17 protein-coding genes and 1 CRISPR repeat array are annotated in these 19,992 nt (G+C 28.9%); of the genes, 1 reads left to right on the plus strand and 16 read right to left on the minus strand.

Annotated elements, in window-relative coordinates; all coding sequences use genetic code 11:
* Positions 1-164: 164 nt before the first annotated feature.
* The 11 genes from RSA29_RS04100 to RSA29_RS04150 all read right to left on the minus strand — a co-directional run bounded on the left by RSA29_RS04100 (position 165) and on the right by RSA29_RS04150 (position 15,093).
* Positions 165-1,304, minus strand: coding sequence for an agmatine deiminase family protein (locus tag RSA29_RS04100; protein ID WP_346942351.1), 1,140 nt, complete (start codon positions 1,302-1,304; stop codon positions 165-167).
* A 62-nt stretch (positions 1,305-1,366) separates the two neighbouring features.
* On the minus strand, positions 1,367-2,167 hold the full coding sequence (locus tag RSA29_RS04105) for a MerR family transcriptional regulator (protein ID WP_346942352.1): 801 nt from the start codon (positions 2,165-2,167) through the stop codon (positions 1,367-1,369).
* 437 nt (positions 2,168-2,604) lie between these two features.
* Positions 2,605-5,129: a CRISPR direct-repeat array (repeat unit 30 nt; unit sequence ATTTAAATACATCTCATGTTGAGGTTAATC).
* A 175-nt stretch (positions 5,130-5,304) separates the two neighbouring features.
* Positions 5,305-5,595, minus strand: coding sequence for a CRISPR-associated endonuclease Cas2 (gene cas2 / locus RSA29_RS04110; RefSeq protein WP_346942413.1), 291 nt, complete (start codon positions 5,593-5,595; stop codon positions 5,305-5,307).
* 1 nt (position 5,596) lies between these two features.
* On the minus strand, positions 5,597-6,595 hold the full coding sequence (cas1b, locus tag RSA29_RS04115; RefSeq protein WP_346942353.1) for a type I-B CRISPR-associated endonuclease Cas1b: 999 nt from the start codon (positions 6,593-6,595) through the stop codon (positions 5,597-5,599).
* A 9-nt stretch (positions 6,596-6,604) separates the two neighbouring features.
* Positions 6,605-7,099 carry a CRISPR-associated protein Cas4 gene (locus RSA29_RS04120; RefSeq protein ID WP_346942354.1) on the minus strand — a complete coding sequence of 165 codons (495 nt, stop codon included), beginning with the start codon at positions 7,097-7,099 and terminating at the stop codon, positions 6,605-6,607.
* 9 nt (positions 7,100-7,108) lie between these two features.
* Positions 7,109-9,682, minus strand: coding sequence for a CRISPR-associated helicase Cas3' (gene cas3, locus RSA29_RS04125; RefSeq protein ID WP_346942355.1), 2,574 nt, complete (start codon positions 9,680-9,682; stop codon positions 7,109-7,111).
* A 234-nt stretch (positions 9,683-9,916) separates the two neighbouring features.
* Positions 9,917-10,687 carry a type I-B CRISPR-associated protein Cas5b gene (gene cas5b / locus RSA29_RS04130; protein ID WP_346942356.1) on the minus strand — a complete coding sequence of 257 codons (771 nt, stop codon included), beginning with the start codon at positions 10,685-10,687 and terminating at the stop codon, positions 9,917-9,919.
* 2 nt (positions 10,688-10,689) lie between these two features.
* Positions 10,690-11,640, minus strand: coding sequence for a type I CRISPR-associated protein Cas7 (locus tag RSA29_RS04135; RefSeq protein WP_346942357.1), 951 nt, complete (start codon positions 11,638-11,640; stop codon positions 10,690-10,692).
* Position 11,641: 1 nt separating this feature from the next.
* On the minus strand, positions 11,642-13,390 hold the full coding sequence (cas8b, locus tag RSA29_RS04140; protein WP_346942358.1) for a type I-B CRISPR-associated protein Cas8b/Csh1: 1,749 nt from the start codon (positions 13,388-13,390) through the stop codon (positions 11,642-11,644).
* Positions 13,391-13,401: 11 nt separating this feature from the next.
* The gene (cas6, locus tag RSA29_RS04145) at positions 13,402-14,094 is read right to left on the minus strand and encodes a CRISPR-associated endoribonuclease Cas6 (RefSeq protein WP_346942359.1); all 693 of its coding nucleotides are present in this window, start codon (positions 14,092-14,094) and stop codon (positions 13,402-13,404) included.
* Positions 14,095-14,619: 525 nt separating this feature from the next.
* Positions 14,620-15,093, minus strand: a complete 474-nt coding sequence (locus RSA29_RS04150; protein ID WP_346942360.1) for a hypothetical protein — start codon at positions 15,091-15,093, stop codon at positions 14,620-14,622.
* A gap of 291 nt (positions 15,094-15,384) precedes the next feature.
* On the opposite strand from RSA29_RS04150, the gene RSA29_RS04155 reads away from it, so the two are divergent.
* Positions 15,385-15,966 (plus strand): DUF4829 domain-containing protein, encoded by a 582-nt coding sequence (locus RSA29_RS04155; protein WP_346942361.1) that lies wholly within the window; start codon positions 15,385-15,387, stop codon positions 15,964-15,966.
* A 36-nt stretch (positions 15,967-16,002) separates the two neighbouring features.
* Here the strand turns inward: RSA29_RS04155 and RSA29_RS04160 are convergent, their stop codons facing one another.
* The 5 genes from RSA29_RS04160 to RSA29_RS04180 all read right to left on the minus strand — a co-directional run bounded on the left by RSA29_RS04160 (position 16,003) and on the right by RSA29_RS04180 (position 19,992).
* Positions 16,003-16,593 carry a CD3073 family putative ECF transporter S component gene (locus RSA29_RS04160; RefSeq protein WP_346942362.1) on the minus strand — a complete coding sequence of 197 codons (591 nt, stop codon included), beginning with the start codon at positions 16,591-16,593 and terminating at the stop codon, positions 16,003-16,005.
* An 18-nt stretch (positions 16,594-16,611) separates the two neighbouring features.
* Complete coding sequence (locus tag RSA29_RS04165; protein ID WP_346942363.1) at positions 16,612-17,157, minus strand: CD3072 family TudS-related putative desulfidase; 546 nt, start codon at positions 17,155-17,157, stop codon at positions 16,612-16,614.
* 277 nt (positions 17,158-17,434) lie between these two features.
* A complete protein-coding gene (locus tag RSA29_RS04170; RefSeq protein ID WP_346942364.1) occupies positions 17,435-18,145 on the minus strand; it encodes an ABC transporter ATP-binding protein in 711 nt (236 codons plus the stop codon).
* Positions 18,129-18,920: an ABC transporter ATP-binding protein gene (locus RSA29_RS04175; protein WP_346932439.1), complete on the minus strand. Its 792-nt coding sequence runs from the start codon at positions 18,918-18,920 to the stop codon at positions 18,129-18,131. Before RSA29_RS04175 ends, RSA29_RS04170 begins: the two co-directional genes overlap by 17 nt.
* Complete coding sequence (locus tag RSA29_RS04180; RefSeq protein ID WP_346942365.1) at positions 18,901-19,992, minus strand: branched-chain amino acid ABC transporter permease; 1,092 nt, start codon at positions 19,990-19,992, stop codon at positions 18,901-18,903. Before RSA29_RS04180 ends, RSA29_RS04175 begins: the two co-directional genes overlap by 20 nt.

Raw genomic sequence — 19,992 nt, forward strand, 5'->3', positions numbered from 1 at the left:
AATATAAATTATATTATCATTGAGATATATTAACCTCATCCCCAATGACCCTCCGATATTTTGAACAGCCACCTGTGTTGAATACAGATGGCTGTTCATTTTGAGCTTGGTTTTCATATAACTATTTCAATGTTATATAAACTCTTAAGATAGTTATTATTTCGCTACTTACCCTCTTTATAATCTATAGGTTGCTGCTGAGTAACGCAGTGAATCATCCCACCATCTTTATATAACTCCCTAATATCTATGCCAACAACTTCTCTGTCTGGATATAAATCTTGAATAATTTTATTAGCTACAACATCATTTGGATCATTATAATTTGGAACAAGTATAACTTCATTTCCTATATAAAAATTCATGTATGACCCTTGATATCCAAGATTCTCTCCATTTTTCAGCCTTACATCATTTTGAGTAAGTGGTAGATATACATAATCATATGATGTACCATTTTTATCCTTAGCACTTAGCAATTTATTAGCATCCTTTCTGCTTAATCCCCAATCCATTAAGTCATTTGAATTTAAAGTAATTAGCGTGGATTTATCATAAAACTTAGCAAATCCATCAATATGGAAATCTGTAATATCAATACCAACAACACCATCAAGCCAAATAAAATTCTCTACCTCATAATATTCTTTTATATAATCCTCAATTTCTGCTTGGCTTAAATTAGGGTTTCTATTTTTGTTTATTATAGAGCTCTCAGTTGCTAAAAATGTTCCATTTCCATCTAGCTCCATAGCTCCACCTTCAAGTACAACTCCATTTAAATCTATTCTTTCAAGCCCTAAATCCTTACTTATCTTTTTAGGTATTCCATTAGATTTTTTATATGGTTCCTTTTTTCCCCATCCATTAAATCCCCAATCAAGTATTGCAAGCTTATCATTTTCATCATATACAAATATAGGTCCATTATCTCTAATCCAAACGTCATCATTAGGATAGATATAAAAATCTACAAAATTCATATCAACATTTTCAGCCTTTAACAGCTTCTCTATTTTATCTTTTTCCTTATTATTATAAGCTACAATATGAACCTTCTCTCCCATTGTAAGACGCTTAGTCATTTTAACCCATATATCCTGAATATTTCTTTCATACTCTTGTCCATAAGTATATCTATGTGGCCATTGAAGCCAAGTGCCCTCATGCTCTTCATCCTCTATTGGCATATAATAAACTGAAGTACTCTCACCCTCAGTTGCTTCTACTTTTATCACCTTAAAATCTCCCATAATTATAAATACTAATGGTAATACAAGTACTAATAAACCTATTTTTTTCATCTTCAAATCCCCCTTAACTATTTATAACCACAGTATAAAGGTTATCATAGTGTTAAGGTCAACTACAATTTTGAAACTTCTACGGAAACCTCTGTTATATAGTCATTACACCTTAATGTTAAGTATGAATCCACATAATACTTCTCCATAAAATTCCCCTTAATTGAATACCCATTTAAGTTAGCCCATTTATGCAATTCACTATAAGCGCCATAAACACTATCATAGGCGCCATAATGGATAGTTGAAATATATAGCTTTTCTTCAACATACTTGCTTTCAAAGCCCTTAACATCTTTGCTCTTACTAGTTGGCTGATAATACTCAATCTCACATAGATTTTCACCTAAATGTTCATTATTACAGAACATAAGAAAATAACTTCCTAAATTTACAACCTTATTTTTGTTAATGATGCTAAATATCTCATCTATAAAATCTTCTATTTCATAAAGATTTACTATACTTTTTTTACATAATGCAAAGAATGGTTTTTTATAGCAAAGACTTACATTATAATCACTCATAATAGCATTATTTATATTTACCTTAGTTCTATTCTCTAACTCTATAATCAAATTATCAAAGTTTTCTATGTTAGATCTAAGCTCTATTAATTTATCACTATATATACCTTCATCATTCTCCTTATTATTCATAAATATATTTTTTATCTCTTCATAAGAAAACTGATATCGTCTTAATTCTTTAATTTTATAAATTACTTCTATATCTTTATCCCCATAAAACCTATATCCATTTTCACCAATAAAACTCGGCTTTAATAAATTTTCCTTATCATAGTACCTAATCATACGTGTTGAAATCTTAGTTATACTAGACACTTCACCTATTCTATACATATAATTCAACCCCATTATACTTATTTGAATTTATTTTAATCGCTCTTAAATATCTTATCTTATAAAATTCATCTAGGCTATCCTTCACTATTACCTCAGTGGTGAAAATTCTTCTATGGACAGGTTTTGTTTTTATAAATGTTACACACCAGGTGAACTTACGAAGCAACGAACTTAACCACATCAAAAGCTACGTAAATAACATACGTAGTTCTTTATGTTTTACTTTTCATAAATAACTTTCCTAAGGTTTCTATAATTTAAATGTATGTAAGATTTCAAAAATAAATTATATATTGTTTTAGTAGTGCCAACCATGTTCGCTGACACTATTTCTATTACTTATAATCACTTGATTTCGCCTCATCCTTATACTCACAAAATGCATCCTTAACTATAGTTTCACTGCGAGTATTTAGTGATTACCTTACCTATAAATTTAAATACATCTCATGTTGAGGTTAATCGTCCATCAAATAGATAAGTAAGAATATATACCTCTTATTTAAATACATCTCATGTTGAAGTTAATCACAGATAGATGGACATAATCCGGGAGACTCATATATATTTAAATACATCTCATGTTGAGGTTAATCATAATTTACGATACGGTATTAAGGCGAGTGGTTAATTTAAATACATCTCATGTTGAGGTTAATCATTATATATCTATCTTTACTCTCTCTTATTTCCAAATTTAAATACATCTCATGTTGAGGCTAATCTGAATCTAGTTTTCCCTTTGAACCAACACAACATACATTTAAATACATCTCATGTTGAGGTTAATCCATTGCTCCAAGCCTTGCATATTATCTATTTATCTTATTTAAATACATCTCATGTTGAGGTTAATCGCGTATCCTTGCAAATACTACTTATATGGGTATACAATTTAAATACATCTCATGTTGAGGTTAATCTAACGGTAAGTTTAACAAAGACTATAATAAATTATAATTTAAATACATCTCATGTTGAGGTTAATCGTAAAAGGTACTTATAATTTAAAAATGGTTCAATAAATTTAAATACATCTCATGTTGAGGTTAATCAACCCTAATTATTAACTCTTTCATATCTACAGTATCATTTAAATACATCTCATGTTGAGGTTAATCCATAAAAGAAGACTACGAATACTTCAAGGATGAACTATTTAAATACATCTCATGTTGAGGTTAATCCAGTGACTGCTACGGCACTTAATGCTGTAACCTTCATTTAAATACATCTCATGTTGAGGTTAATCTGAATAAGACCACTTATATTGAATCCTACCAACACCATTTAAATACATCTCATGTTGAGGTTAATCAAACGAAATTAAAATTATAAGCTACAAATAAAATTGATTTAAATACATCTCATGTTGAGGTTAATCAGTATATTTTTTCTTGTTTTAATGATATTATTTTCATTTAAATACATCTCATGTTGAGGTTAATCTAAGTAAAGTTGAAATATCTTTATTTTTACATAAAGTATTTAAATACATCTCATGTTGAGGTTAATCTTGAATACAAACAATGAGCCAACATATCCCTATAAGATTTAAATACATCTCATGTTGAGGTTAATCATATATTTGGGAAATGAGAGAAAATAAGTTTTATCTATTTAAATACATCTCATGTTGAGGTTAATCGGATCTGCTACGGACTACCACAAGGGATTAGTCCTATTTAAATACATCTCATGTTGAGGTTAATCAGTAATTCTCTTAACTTGCCCCTCAACCTCAATATTATTTAAATACATCTCATGTTGAGGTTAATCCCACGTCGCATTGTCGCATACAGTGTGTAAAGCATATTTAAATACATCTCATGTTGAGGTTAATCCATTCCTCTTCCTTTATTTATATCCGCTTGGGATAAATTTAAATACATCTCATGTTGAGGTTAATCTCACCTTTTAGTGCATTTCCACCACTTCCACTATTTTATTTAAATACATCTCATGTTGAGGTTAATCGCTCTTTGTTCCCTGTAATATATATTAAAATTATTATTTAAATACATCTCATGTTGAGGTTAATCAAAGAAGAAGTAGTTAGCTATAAAACAAAATTAGAATTTAAATACATCTCATGTTGAGGTTAATCTATCTTTCCTATATTCCCCATATTATCACCACCCCTATTTAAATACATCTCATGTTGAGGTTAATCTCTTAGGTCCAAATACAAATAATATATAATCAAACAATTTAAATACATCTCATGTTGAGGTTAATCGTATTTGAATAAAAATGAAGATGCTTACCAGTTTAAATTTAAATACATCTCATGTTGAGGTTAATCTATTACATAGTTTAATTAAGGGGGAATGTAATAAAATTTAAATACATCTCATGTTGAGGTTAATCTTTATTGTAAATATTAAGTATTTAGAATAAAGTAGGATTTAAATACATCTCATGTTGAGGTTAATCTATAAACCCGAAAATAAATTATTGTCAATATTGATATTTAAATACATCTCATGTTGAGGTTAATCATACATTTCAACCAAATCTTTATCTATAGACACTTATTTAAATACATCTCATGTTGAGGTTAATCAAGTATATTTTTTCTTGTTTTAACGATATTATTTTCATTTAAATACATCTCATGTTGAGGTTAATCAGAGATAAAATCAATTCAGAAACATTCATATTCTTATTTAAATACATCTCATGTTGAGGTTAATCTCTATAAGGCAATTTATTAAATTAAATTTCATTAAAATTTAAATACATCTCATGTTGAGGTTAATCATGTTGAATGTAAAAATTAGCAATGATATGGCACCATTTAAATACATCTCATGTTGAGGTTAATCATAAATAGAGAAACAATTCAAATGGCTGGTAGTTAATTTAAATACATCTCATGTTGAGGTTAATCAAGTGAAATATATAAAGTTATGAAATGTCTTAATATATTTAAATACATCTCATGTTGAGGTTAATCTATAGTAAACAAGCCATTCTTTAAAACAAATATATACTAAACCCATTGCGAAATCAAGCTTTTCATTTTTTTTACCAAGTAAATTCAACTTACTACTAATTCAAATAAATATTTATCTTAAATCATTGAAACCACTCAGTTTTGTACAACTTTACATTTTAATTGTGCTGGTAAATCATATGATTAGATCTTCTCCCGTATTATTTTTCTGATTACCTAGTATTTCTTCACCATATACGTTATCATTTATGAGTTTTATTATGCATATAAAATCTTCATCCTCATTTATTACCTTATTTAAGTCTTTTCTCAATAGAATCAATTTAGACGGTGTAAGTTCTCCTCTAAAAACTGAGTTTTGAAAATGTGATAAATATTTCTTACAAACCTTAAAAACCTTATTTACTCTTTTCTCATTTACATCATAAAATAAAAATGCATAATTATAGTTTAAATTTTTAGTTATATTAAACACCTTCCTTTAAATTAAATGGAGTAAACTCTTTACCTTCCATTATAAATTTTATTAATTTATATCCATCTAATTTTATTGCAGTTCTATAACTTACTTTTCTTTTAAGCTTTGGATGAGTAAATACACTCTCTAGCCTCTCTTCAAACGCCTTTATAAAAATATTTCTCCCCTCTTCATTTAGTAAACAATAATTAACCTTTTTATCAAAATGCTTTGATACCTGGAGCTTCTTATTATTAACAAGCTCAAATATAGTTTTGTACACTACAACTGGTTTAAATACTTCACTTAAATCCAAACTTAAAGAGAATCTGCCTTCTGAAGGCTCATGTAGAAAACTTATTCTCTGATCAAGATGAGTCCTATAAATTCCAGAAATAGTTTTAGTGTAAAGAAGTGAGTTGCCAAAGGATATCAGTGCATTTATCGGATTATCTGGTGGTCTTTTTACACGTTTATTCATTATAAAGTCTTCTGGCAAAATATTTGCAAATTCTCTATAGAATCTTTGCCATACTTCTCCTTCAACTGCCATAAGCTCCTTTATTCCAGGAGCATTATCCACTCTTGTTTTAAAATCACCTCTTATCCAATCAATAGTGCCTTTCACTTCTTTTTTATCATGTTTATAGTAGTGATACAGCACTTCACTTATATTAATTCCAATAGTTCTTACTATCGCTTTAGCTACAATCAATCTCTTACCATTAAATGCTTCTACCTGTTTTATCAACAATTTTCCACTATTATATTTATCCTTTGGATAAAAAGTCCCACTATAACCTTCATAATAGTTGAAGAAGTGAATTATTATATTATTACTTGAAATAAAATCTAGTAATTTCGTATTAATACTTACCTCTGATAAACAGTATATCTCAGTAGTATTTTCTACTGGAATATAAACATTCTTACCATCTTTTCTAAAACAAAGTGAATTATCTTTTCTTGTCAACTCTCCCATAGAAGTTATATATCTTGTACTCCCCATTGACTCCTCCTAAATATAACAGTACTCATAATAAGCACATTTTTTACAAGTTGGCTTATTTATTGTACCTGGTATTTCTTCTTCCCCTATCAAAGTGTCTATATCATTTACTATCTTATTTAACCTAGATTCTGTCTCTTTATCTAAGTCTAAATATAAAATTTTATTCTTGCTTTTATTTTTTTCAACAAACTCCAGTTTTCCTTTTCTCTCTATACCCTTACTTTTTAATATTTTTAGATAAAGTAGTAGCTGCCACTTTGAAGCTTCTACATCAGCATCTGATTTTTTTACTTCAATAAGATATTCATTTGTTAATTTATCAATCTTCACATTCTCTATTGTTAACTCTGTATTTTTACCTTGTTCAGCCTTTTCTTCATGAATAGCCTTTCCGATTTTTACAATCTCACTATTATCCTCTAGATTTAATCTATTTCCATGAAGCCAGCATTGCCTTTTACAATGAAAATAATAATTAATTAATGTTCCATTAGCTCTCATATACTTCTCCTATATAAAATCTCCAATTCCTATTTCAAATAATTTTTTATTAAATTTATCATCTTTAAAAAATCTGTCACCCTCCTCTATAAAATATATTTCACCCAGGATATCACTATAGGTAAAATCCTTAGCTCCTCTTATTTTATATATGAAATAATTTAGTTTTGATCTAACTTCAGATAACTTCACCTTCTTCTCTGAAAATGACATATCTTCATTTTTGAGTAGATTTTTATATTCATACCACAATTTATCACCATTGATTAAAGTTCCATCCTTGTCTTTAATTACTCTGCTTAAGAATAATGTTATCTCCTCTTTATCATCATCTATTAGTTTCATTCTTTTTTCTATTGCATTAAAATCAAGCTCACCAACCTTTTCTTTTAAGAAATTATCTATGTTGCCATCATTACACTGCGAAGTATTTGCTATAATTTCTTTAAGTACACCCTCATAAAACTTATTAAAATCTTTATTCTTAAGAATTTCTCTCATTTCTTCCTTAATTAAAGTATACTTCTCATATTTTCTTACATCACCCTTATATATACTATCTGCCTTATCCAAATTAAAAAAGTAAACTTTAGACCCTTGTTTTTTGCATGCCCTATTTATTCTACCTAAAAACTGTTCATCTCCATCTAAAATTGATATATCCTTAAATCCAATATCCATATCAATGTCTACCCCGGCTTCTATTACCTGAGTAGCGATTAGTATTACACTAGACTTAGATTTAACTTTATCTAATACCTCTTCTCTATCTATAGAATTATCATCACCTGTTATTAGTAATATCTCTGGGATTATCTCACAATCAGCTTTTAACCTTTCATAAAAATCATAAGCACTTTTCTTGCTTATAAATTCTACAACTACTTTATTATTATTATTATTATTATTAGCTGATACCTCTTTTACTTTTTCATACAACTCTGCTTTAATATCAATAGAATCTAGCAAACTATAGTCAAGTTCTACACGATTTTTAAATACTGGACTTTTAAAATATATAGCTGAGTTTTTTATAAGTTTAATTGTATTTCTATCAGTTCCTATAAGTTTATTTAAATCTGGAAGAGTTGCTGACATTATAATAAATTTAATATTTAATATTTCAGAGTAGACCTTTAAAAACATTATTATCTCTTTCCATATTATATTTTTATAACTCTGAATTTCATCTAAGACTATTACGCTATTAGCCATATGAATTAATGGAAATGAATCCTCTTTCCCAGTTCCAAATAAGTAGTTAAATATACTAACATGGGTTGTTAATACCATTGGATAATGAAGAAATTGTCTATTTAGTACAGACTCATCATAGTTCACTTTTTCTTCATCTTGTTCCTTATATACCTTTTTTATTGGAACTAATGAATTTATTACAGAAATCTGATTAATAAGATTAGGACTTTCTCCAAATATTTTATTAATATTATTAATATTTTGTTCTACCAACGTATTAAATGGATATACATAAAATATTTTATTTAGATTTCTATTCTCTTTTATAAGATTAAAGCTTAAATTCATTGAAATATTACTCTTACCTCCACCCGTTGGAGCTTCTAAATAAAAAATATTACTATCAATATTTTCTTTCAATGCTTTTTCTGCTTCTAAAAACATTTCATTCCTTAAAACATTTATATCTGTCACTTTTGCGAAATCTTTTGATTTTCCTAATCCATCATTTTCATATTTCCTTATCCACCCCATAACATCAGTACCTTTATAAACATCATAAAACTTATCTATATCTTTCATTTCACCTAATGAGGTTATTTTATTACCTGTCATATATTCAGTAGTTGAATAAAAATCGCATGCAAGTAATAATGAAAAAATTAGCTTTTCATATATAAAATTAGTTATTTTACCTTCGCTATTTAGCTCGCTACTATAGATATCATATATTTTATATAAATTCCTTACTCTCTTCTCTGTTAATGTTATCTCTTTTAAATATACATCTTCTATTATTGTGAATTTATCTTCTATCAACTTCCAACCTTCACCATCAATCTCAGTGAACCTATTAAAAAAATCTTTAAAAGAATCTAGATTACCATGATGCTTAGATATAACGTAGCTATTCATCAACATTATGGGTATAAACATTTTTTGGTTTACCCTATCTAGCTTCTTTATTTCTTTATTATAATAATCCATGTAAATAATTGATGATAGCATAGAATGATTAGAATAATTTGATGTTACTGCCATATTTAGTCCTAAATTATTATTCATCTTTTTTAGTTGGAAACATGGATTTATTTTCCCTATGTCATGTATATATACTAAATTTAACAACATATCTCTAAAAAGCCTTCTTAATTCATCCGAAATACTTCCACCTAAAATTTGATCTTCTAATCGTATAAATAAATTTTCTAATTTCTTATCATTGAATATTCTATATAGATTCTCTTCAGCTAAATTCAAATGTTCCTCTAAAGTTTCCTTTTCAATAACTCCACCATCTTTACTATCTCTAATATGAGCATAAAACTTATAAGAAGGGTTTATATATTCATCTAATTTAAGTTTCTTTTCCTTGTCAAAATACATTTTTTCATTCCCCTTTTTCTCTCATTAAATAATTCCTTTATTGTAGCAAGTTCTAACATTTGTCACTAAAATTACTAGCCTATTACTAAACAAGTCTTAATCTTAAGTTTAACCTTGAACTCGCACTTAATTTAAATACCTCTCAATATTATAAAATTACCATTAACTATATTATTAAAGGAGGGTCAACCCCTCCTTTGATTTGTAATGTATATCCTAATACTAAAATCATTATTAAAAGAAAAATATATTTTCCTTATTAATAGCGTAAACTACCCCTTCCTTAACTTGCTTCACATTAGAATTAGTACATATAAAACTTTGCAATTCATATTTATTAGTTTTTTCCTCTAACATATACGGTAACTTCTCTTCATATTTCCAAATTAATTCTTGCTCATCATCATCACTATATATATCTTCACAATTCTCTAATAAAAAATTATCCTTCTTAAATATGCTATTAATTTTAGTGACATCACTAACTTTCTCTATATTTTCAATTAATACTACATCTTCTATATTAGCAATATGATCATTTTTACCCAAATACGGAATATATTCAAACTCCGATTTCAGCAATCTAGACTTTAGTTCTAATATTGAATCCGATAATCCATCTCCAACGTCTTCATTACTCTGAACCAATATATATATATCCCACCCTGGATTTTCCAGCCATTGTTCCTTAACTATTAGATTACCGCCTTGCTCCTTAGATGCATATCCAACTGAGTTATTGAATGTTTGCACTTTCTTATTTATATATCCCTTAGGGTTTCTAGGTACAATTCCTATCTTTAAATCATTTAATTTGCTGTAAAACTCAGGATATATCTCTTCTTTTCTCATTGAATTATATCCTTTATATCCAGATATCGCTCCAAGCATTCCAAGTAATGCTACTTTATGAATACATCCATAGGTAAAGTAATAATAACTATTAACATCTGGTTTTTTAAAGAATGCGGTACCTCCTCTTAATGTAAACTTGATAGCATTCATACCTATACCTCTTCTTTTGTAAATATATTAAACATTTTTACCTTATTTATATCTGATATTATTTCACTTGTATATGGATTAAAATAAATCTCTACACTTATAATTCTATCTTCTAACTTATTTAGTAAATCTCCACATTTAATTGAAATTATATTTTTTGTATCACCTTTTTTAAATTCTACATATCTCGAAATATCTGGAAGATATAAATTTTCTTCTGTCTCCACAAATATTGCAAATTCATTTTCACATCCTACTTTAGCATTCGTAGCAAAAGATGTTGCTGATACTAATGAAGTTTCTTTAAAGTTATTATAGTCTTCATCTGTATAACCATCTGTAACACCCATAGATACAAATTCGTTATAAGTCTTAGAATTAATGCTAAATGGGTAAAAATAATGTGCTTCATCACTAACAATCTTAGTGCCTAGTGTTGAACTTTTAGCTTCATCCTCTGACGTCTTATTAGCTTTCTCTGATGCATCTCTAAATGGAGATAATATTTGTTGCTCCTCTGCCCTAGAGTCCTCATATTTATTGAACCCTTGACCTATTTGAACAGCACCTGTTATAGATATGTTATTTCCTTCTTCTGCGAAAGTAGCACCAAAGTTTTTAACATCTATAGCATTAAATAAATTTGTAAGTACGATTCTACTATCCTTGTTTTTCTTTAAGTCATCTTCATTAAATATCTGCTCATATCTTTCTTTTAACGATCTAGGTACTATATTAACTTCACCTTTTTTACCTTCTGACAATTTCATTGATTTTATATATAAAACTTTTTCTCCGCTATCATTCCACATTTTTTTCATTGGATATTTTAAAGCTTTATCACTTCCAAATATATCTCCTGAAGATGTAGTCTTTAGATATCCTGTAAAATCCGCATTCCAATTACTCATTATTGAAACTATTCCTAAAACACCATATACTCTTTTATTCATTTTATACACCTTCCTTATTTGTAATTTCATATATTAAACTACTATGCAAATATCCTGCAATAATTAAATCTTCATTTATTTTACCTTCGGGTTCATAGGATTTAATTAATGCAAACATATTGTTAAACCTTCTACTACTGTTATCTATATCATAATTATATTTTTTATATAATCTCGATAACTGTTCCTTTAACCTCTCATCACTTCTTACATTTATTATAGGATTTATTAATGATTGTGGCTTTTTCTTACCTTTACTCTTAGCTATGAAAAAGTTTGCAATCTGACCAACGGCAAAGAAATACTCCATATCATTTTCTATTGCTCCAGTATTCTTCTCAGATATCTTATTCCTCAAACTTTCCTTTACACTTTGCAATACATCTGCCATTTTCTCTCCTCCTTCAAAATATTGTTGCAGTGAAACTCTTAAATTAAATTGTTCGACTGCCTTTATGTTATATCCATTATCAATTGAACCCTTGACTATACTCAGAGATGCTCTATCTAATGACTGCCAAACTGAAATCTTTGACCCTTTATAAAACCATGTAAATAAAGAATTTCTAGCTAATAATAAATTTCTTTTTATATTGGAATCATTAAGTGATATATCCTTAGCATCAGTAAAATAGTTTGAAATTAAAAACTTACTAAAAAATACTTCGTTTATTAAATTTTGCACTGAAGTTAAACTACTTATTTTTCCATACTGCTGTTTTAAAACATTAATATCTGTATCAAGAACATTTTCAAAACTAAAGTTATAAATCTTAGGATTATAGCTTGTCACAGTATCTATATCATGAATTTCTACTTCTTTACCTTTTTTTATTCTTAGATATATTCCCGTAAAATTTTGTTCCAACAATTGATTATTTGCCTTAGGAATAATGGTTTCCTCATTTATATAAATATTACTTTTTCCAATAGCTACTTGGTTCATTAAATAATCGAAAAACTTATTTTGTAACAAAACTTCTTTTTCACTAATTAAATATGGAACCTTATTTTTTCTTGTTTTATTTTCTAAATATGGCTTTTTAGCATTAAGACCCATATTGTCATTAGGTAACCCATATACGGTATCGCCTATTGTTACATTAAAATCAGTATTGTTGTATACATTTGGAATTAAATATTTTTCGCTTTCTTTCCTATATTCATCTAACTCATATTTGAAAAATATCTTTAGATAACCCTTGTCAGTACTATCTTTATCAACTAATAAAAATATATTATTCTTAATCCATAGCTTTATTTTATTTAGCCTTTCTAAGTCAACCTTCCCGTTTTTCTCTTCTACCAAAGTATACAATTCCTTAGCTTTCTTAGATTTCTCATACTTCTTTATAGGATTACTTAATATGTCATAATAATTGTTAACGATTTCATGCGTAAGTTTAATCTCCCCAGTTTTATTATCTGGTACTAAGCTATCTTTTTTTATCATAAAGCTTAGATAATTATTACTATGAATAACTTTTTTACCATCAATGGGCTTATTCATATCTATTAATTTACTCATATAATCAGCCTTAGCAATAAAAGCAAATTCATCTTGAACTCTATCAATTGTCCTAGTTTTTTTATCCATCTTAACTTTGACTCTGCAAAGTTCTTTTAGTTCATTGTCAATCTCTTCAACAACTATATATTCTCCATCACTTGGAATATATGAATCTGTAATTAACTCATTACCATGTTCTTCATACATTCTTTTGAATATATCCAATGCCTGATTTAACATTCACTTACCTCCTATAACCATCGATAGTTTACAAACCCCATACCTCTGCTATTCATTTCTGAAATGCCTGTCCCTAAACTCATATATGCCAATTCTTGAGATATAGAATCTTCTGCTATAACTAAATTAACCTTATCTCCTAATATCTTTTTTCCTTTGTATGAAGTTGCAATAGGCTTTTTATTCTTTACCTCAATAACATTGTATAGCTGAAACTCCTCATCAATTTTCACATCATTAATAGCATTATATTTCTTTATAAGATTTTCTTTTATCCTTCTTTCGAAGTTTTGAAATGTTAAAGAGTTTTTCCAATATCCATCATCGGTTTTAATAACTAAGGGCGTTATATTATAAATTTTTTCTATATGCTTCTTAGGAATAACCCTAATATTAGTGACTAATCCCTTAATAGATTCTGTATACTCATTAGCTAAAGTTTTGTTAAAATAATCTGCTAGATTTTTATCTACAGTTCTAATCTTAATGTCATATATATTATTTGCTTTATATATACCGTCCTTTTCTAATGGGAAAAATGAGTTGAAACAATAATTTTTAAAAGTATTTTCATTGTGAAAACTTGAAAATTTTTGGTTACTAACTAATGATTTATCAAGTAATTCTGCTATAACTTCTAGTGACGCTTCTACTGAAATGTTTCTGAGCAAATATACTTTCTGAGTTATTTCATATACATTCATCAAATCTCCTCCTTTTATTAGTTTATAATACTTTTTATTTCTTAATTATACTTCATTTAACATATAATTGTAAATATTGCTAAATTAAGTATCACATCTCATGTTGTTGTTAATAAATTCATCTAATACATATATTTCTAATATGAATTAAATTTAAATGCACCTCATGCTGATATTAAAATTATTTATATCTTATAATTAAATTTTAGTTACTAATTTATATCCACCATATTTTCCTCTTATAGAAATAATATAATACCCCATTTCCCTAGAGCCATCAACCCCAGTCACCTCTAAGGTTTGAACCCCGTAAGAACATAAAAACATAAAAACATTGAAATCTACTAATCTTTATCAAACTTTTCTTAAGAGTTATTCTCCACTTTTAATTCCTATCTCCTCCCAATATAATTTATTTTTAACAAAAAAAACTCTAGCTCTTTCAAGCTAAAGTTTTTTAAAATATATATTCTTTTATCCCATATCTAGCGGCTCTGATTCCCTCATCTAAATATAAATTTCCCTTTATAAACAAGCACCTTTAATAAATTCCACTGCACTAGTTTCAAGGTCTCCACAGTCTTTATTAATTTTAATATCCCCTGTTGATGCTGCAAATTCTGCAATATGAAAGTTGTAGGTATAATCTTCTAGTGATGCTACTATTCCCACAATTATATCTTCATATAATTCAATGGAACCGGTGTTTACTTCACTTATTTTTTTACATTCCCCATTTGCCATTAATATATTATCTGACATATCATCTATAGCAAAAGGTATGAATATTCCATTGCTTTGGTTGTTAGTTAAATATCCATAATAACTACTCTTTTCTACATTTTCATCCTGCGTCACATCTTTATAACTTCCTTTTTGGTCTTCACGTAAAAACTTCACATGATCCTTGCTATTTATATCCCATTTCAAGTTTTTAGCTGATTCCTCTATTAATTTATCTAATTTAAATCTACTTATTCCTACTGTAGTTATACACATATTTTTTCCTCCTCGTAGTTTAATTGTAATGATTTAGTTTCACTAATTATATCATTACTTATAAAATATTATTATCATTTATTAAAGATATATTTTCATTGATTTGTTTCCTTCTCTTTACATTTAAACTCATCTTATTTCAAACTATATTCTCAACTAATAACAACTCATTTATTACTATCCTATCTTAATAAATCCTATTATAACCATAGTTAACTTTTACATATTATGGTATAATATTGTATATTTACCCATGATATATGCCAAATAATAAATTAGGAGGATTCAATATTGAAAGCAAAAAAGAAAAATTTATTAGTCCTATGTTTAGTTTTGTTATTTACCTTCACTGCTATGGGTTGTTCAAACTCTAAGAAACAAGATAACGAGGCTGAATTAATTAAAAATTATCAGGTAGATTTTAAAAATGGGGAAAGATTTTTTAAATCAGAGGTTGCTCCAATTTCAATTCCAGAAACTGTTATTCTTGATGTTTTAAAGATAGAAATAAGTGATGAATACGATAAACTCAATGACTTATATTCATTTAATCCCCTTTCAGATAACTATAAGAAAAACTTTGATGATGGAGAGTATATTGAAGAGATAACTGTTCATAGCTTAGAAAAAATTAGTAAAGAGGTCTATACTAATGTAGCTAGTGGTATAAAGTACTACGGATATATTGAGAGATTAAAGCCTTATAAGGACAATGAAATTCAGGTAATTGAAGTGAACTACACTAATAAGCTAACAGATAAATGGAATGCCATTGCTCAATGGGGTAGCGGTAATTGGACTAGATATTATGTACTTACTCAGAAAAACAGTAGAGCTCCTTGGAAAATTTTAGACATTTATGGACATATGTAATTAATTCCAGGGGTTATACCCCTGGAATTCACTCTTCTAAGCCTCTATAGATTTACTTCCATTTAATGCCCTAAAACTCTGTGGCTTAAATGCTGCTGGTAGAGCTGAAATAACAAAATATAGAATCATGCAAGTTCCTATCTTATCAAGAAGATTGTTAAACACTTTAGGAATAAATGAAGCTGTAAAAATACTTGCTCCACTTTGCTTTATCCATACTACTGCAATATCAGATACAGTTCCTGTAAGCCCACCATATACATACACTCCAATTGGAGTTCCAATTAAAGGTGCTACAATACTAAGTATAATTCCGATGATTAATGATGAAACAAAAGTAAATTTTATCTTTCTAAATACAAATCCTACTACAAGACCAATTACAATACTAACCAGCATAAATGGAATTGCTTGTGGATTTGTTAAGATACTAGCTAAGAAATTACTTAACCCACCAACTGCCGCACCATACCATGGTCCAAAGTAAATTGCTATAAATACAGTCCCAATAGTATCTAAATAAAATGGTAATTTAAGTGAACTTGTTATAATACCTAATACAACATTAAGTGCAATTGCAAGACCTGCAAGCATGAGTATTGTTGTGGATGAAAATTTTTTATTCATTTTTATTCCTCCTAATATTTATATATTTATTTTATCTAATCCCTCTTCTAGCCCAATCATTCTGATATTCACTTGGTTTTCATGAAGCATTTCCTCTAATACCTCCATGAATACCCCCTTTTCTTCCTTTACATGAACCCTTTTTATTACCTCATTGATATCATCATGGCTTGATAACTCGCCACCCCAATCACCGCAACATGTAATATTCACCCCACAGCTTGGACTTCCATCAATGCCAATAACCCCAAGAACTTCGAATTTATCTACTAAATTTACATACTCCTTAATTTGCAATATATAAGGTTCTAACATTCTTCTGCAATTATTCCTAAAGAATGGATTATCGAATTGCTCCTTTGTATGTCCCCAACGATTGGCTCCATATATATTGAATTCAGGACAAGGTAATTGAATCATACATATATCATCTTTAATTGCCTTATATAAAAATTCCTTTCTCGCTATCTCCTCTTTAGTAATCCCGCCTTTATTATTATCATCAACTTTTGAAGCTGTGTTTAACACACAATGACTTACAAAAACAATTCTCTTTTTTCCCATAATCAATCTCCTTGTACCAGACATTTTAATATTTTCTTAAAACCATCTTCAATATAGCATAGATTACCAAACTTTTGAAATTCAAAATACTGATTGCGTTGAACCCATCTATAGCAAATCCCTATACCACAAAAAAACTCCAGCTATCTCTCAAGCTAGAGTTTCTTTTAAATATATATTCTTTTATCTCATATCTACTGGCTATAATACTCAAGCTGAATATAAGTCTCTCTATATTTGGAGTGATACCGACTTATTATTTATTTTTTGAAGATGACTATACACTTTCACCCAAATATGCCTTTTTAATATCCTCGTTGCTTAGTAAGTCTTTTCCGCTGCCTTCCATTGTGATTCTGCCAGTTTCCATAACATATCCATAGTCAGCTATTTTAAGAGCTAGGTTAGCATTTTGCTCGATGAGTAGTATTGTTACACCTTTTTTATTTATCTCCTTTATTATAGAGAATATATCTTTAACTATAAGGGGTGCCAGACCTAAGGATGGCTCATCCATCATTAATAGTTCAGGTCTTGACATAAGTGCTCTTCCAACGGCTAACATTTGTTGCTCTCCTCCTGAAAGGGTACCCCCTAGCTGCAACTGCCTTTCCTTAAGTATAGGAAATAGTTCATAAACCCACTTAATATCCTTTTTAATTTCTTCCTTATCTTTTCTTGCATAAGCACCTAAAAGTAAATTCTCTTCTATAGTAAGGTCACTAAAGATTCTTCTTCCTTCTGGAACAAGGGTGAGACCCCTGCTTGTTAAGTATTGAGTTTTAACTAAGCCTAAATCATCACCTTTATACTCTATATTTCCAGCCTTCTTTTTAACTAAGCCTACTATAGATCTAAGCACGGTACTCTTACCAGCTCCATTAGCTCCAACTAGTGTTATTATCTTACCCTTTTCTACATTTATGTCTATGCCCTTTAAAGCTTCTATTCCTCCATAACTTACAACTAAATTAGTTATCTTCAGCATCTTCACTCACCCCCAAATAAGCTTCAATTACCTTTGGATTATTTTGAATTTCGTGTGGATTTCCTTCTGCTATTGTAACTCCATGGTCCAGTACATAGATTTTATCTGAAATCCCCATAACTAGGTGCATATGATGCTCTATCATAAATATAGTTAGTTTAAATTCATCTCTTATTTCCTTTATAAATTCTGTTAACTCCTCTGTTTCCTTTGGATTCATTCCAGCTGCTGGCTCATCTAAAAGAAGTACCTTTGGACTTGTAGCCAGTGCTCTTGCAATTTCTAGTCTTCTTTGCTTTCCATAAGGTAGGGAGCTTGCCTTCTCATCACTTAACTCCAGAAGTCCAACTCTTTTTAAAAGCTGAGTAGTCTTTTCCCTCATTTCCTTTTCCTCTTTATAAGCTCTAGTCCCTGGAAATCCTTTTAATACTACTGCCTCCATGAAGTTTTCTTTAACCCTCAAATGATTAGCTATAAGTACATTTTCAAATACAGTTAAATCTTTAAACAACCTTATATTTTGAAAGGTTCTTGCAATGCCCTTCTTAGTTATTAAATCTGGCTTTAACCCGTTTATTCTCTCTGCACCATACCTTATATTACCCTTTGTTGGCTCATATACTCCAGTAATCATATTAAAGGCAGTTGTCTTCCCTGCTCCATTAGGTCCAATTAAGGCAATAATTTCACCCTCGTTAAGAGTTAAATTAAAATTATTTACTGCAATTAACCCACCAAACTGCATGGTTATATTATCAACTTTCAATACTTCCATGATGCTTTCCTCCTTTATTTTTTCTGAAATTCTTTAGGTTTTTGAAGAAATTAAATAACTTATCCCAAGTAATTTCTCGATTCCCCATTACTCCATTTCTGAAAAATAATACGGCTATCATTAATAGTGCTGAAAATACAACCATCCTAAGACCAGGAACTCCCTTTATTTGTACAAATCCAAGATTTATACTTTCATCTAAGAATCTAAGTAACTCCCCAGCTATGGTAATTACAAAGGCTCCAATAACTGTTCCTGTGATACTACTCATTCCTCCAAGAACTATTATAAGTAATATATTAAAGGTTAAAGTAAATTTAAACATGGCTGGATCTATTGTTCCTAGTAGATTTGCCTGTAAGCCTCCGCCTACTCCTGCAAAGAAAGCACACAAAACAAAAGCTAGAGTTTTATGTTTAAACAAATTAATTCCCATACTCTCTGCTGCTATTTCATCTTCTCTTATAGCTTTTAAAGCCCTTCCATAGGTACTGCTTATGAGTGCTGCTATAAATATTACGGTGATTATAGCTATAATGGATGTCCACCATAAATTTGTATGAGTAGGGATAGATTTAAGACCAAGTGCTCCATTTGTTACAGATTGAGCATTTGTAATTATTACCCTGATTATCTCTGCAAAACCTAAGGTAGCTATTGCTAAATAATCTCCTCTTAATCTTAATGCTGGTGCTCCTATTAAAAAAGCTATTAACGCTGATACAAGTCCAGCTACAAGTAAAGCTACTATAAATGGTGCTTCAAGGTTATAAAGTGGAGCAAGCATTGGTTTTAAAAAGAAGTTTTGCTCCTTTATAGCAAGAGGCATAGTAAGAATCGCTGTAGTATATGCACCAAGGGCTATAAACCCTGCATGGCCTAAAGAAAATAATCCTGTAAATCCATTAACTAGGTTCATACTTAATGCAAGAATTACGTTTATAAAGCAAAGATTAAGAATCCTAAGCTTGTACGCATCTAAGGTCAAATTGCATACTAAAACCATAGCTAAAACTACTACTATAAGAATCACATTTAATATAATATTTCTTTTCTTGTTGTTTTTCTCCAT

Origin of the sequence: Clostridium sp., from assembly GCF_036660475.1 — a bacterium.
GTDB lineage: Bacteria > Bacillota > Clostridia > Clostridiales > Clostridiaceae > Clostridium_J.

Coding starts and splice junctions, on each gene's coding strand:
- RSA29_RS04160 (WP_346942362.1), bottom strand. CDS start 16,593: ATGAATAAAAAATTTTCATCCACAACAATACTCATGCTTGCAGGTCTT.
- cas6 (WP_346942359.1), bottom strand. CDS start 14,094: ATGAATGTATATGAAATAACTCAGAAAGTATATTTGCTCAGAAACATT.
- RSA29_RS04105 (WP_346942352.1), bottom strand. CDS start 2,167: ATGTATAGAATAGGTGAAGTGTCTAGTATAACTAAGATTTCAACACGT.
- RSA29_RS04165 (WP_346942363.1), bottom strand. CDS start 17,157: ATGGGAAAAAAGAGAATTGTTTTTGTAAGTCATTGTGTGTTAAACACA.
- RSA29_RS04180 (WP_346942365.1), bottom strand. CDS start 19,992: ATGGAGAAAAACAACAAGAAAAGAAATATTATATTAAATGTGATTCTT.
- RSA29_RS04135 (WP_346942357.1), bottom strand. CDS start 11,640: ATGAATAAAAGAGTATATGGTGTTTTAGGAATAGTTTCAATAATGAGT.
- RSA29_RS04175 (WP_346932439.1), bottom strand. CDS start 18,920: ATGGAAGTATTGAAAGTTGATAATATAACCATGCAGTTTGGTGGGTTA.
- cas1b (WP_346942353.1), bottom strand. CDS start 6,595: ATGGGGAGTACAAGATATATAACTTCTATGGGAGAGTTGACAAGAAAA.
- RSA29_RS04120 (WP_346942354.1), bottom strand. CDS start 7,099: ATGAGAGCTAATGGAACATTAATTAATTATTATTTTCATTGTAAAAGG.
- cas5b (WP_346942356.1), bottom strand. CDS start 10,687: ATGAATGCTATCAAGTTTACATTAAGAGGAGGTACCGCATTCTTTAAA.
- RSA29_RS04150 (WP_346942360.1), bottom strand. CDS start 15,093: ATGTGTATAACTACAGTAGGAATAAGTAGATTTAAATTAGATAAATTA.
- RSA29_RS04100 (WP_346942351.1), bottom strand. CDS start 1,304: ATGAAAAAAATAGGTTTATTAGTACTTGTATTACCATTAGTATTTATA.
- RSA29_RS04170 (WP_346942364.1), bottom strand. CDS start 18,145: ATGCTGAAGATAACTAATTTAGTTGTAAGTTATGGAGGAATAGAAGCT.
- cas8b (WP_346942358.1), bottom strand. CDS start 13,390: ATGTTAAATCAGGCATTGGATATATTCAAAAGAATGTATGAAGAACAT.
- cas3 (WP_346942355.1), bottom strand. CDS start 9,682: ATGTATTTTGACAAGGAAAAGAAACTTAAATTAGATGAATATATAAAC.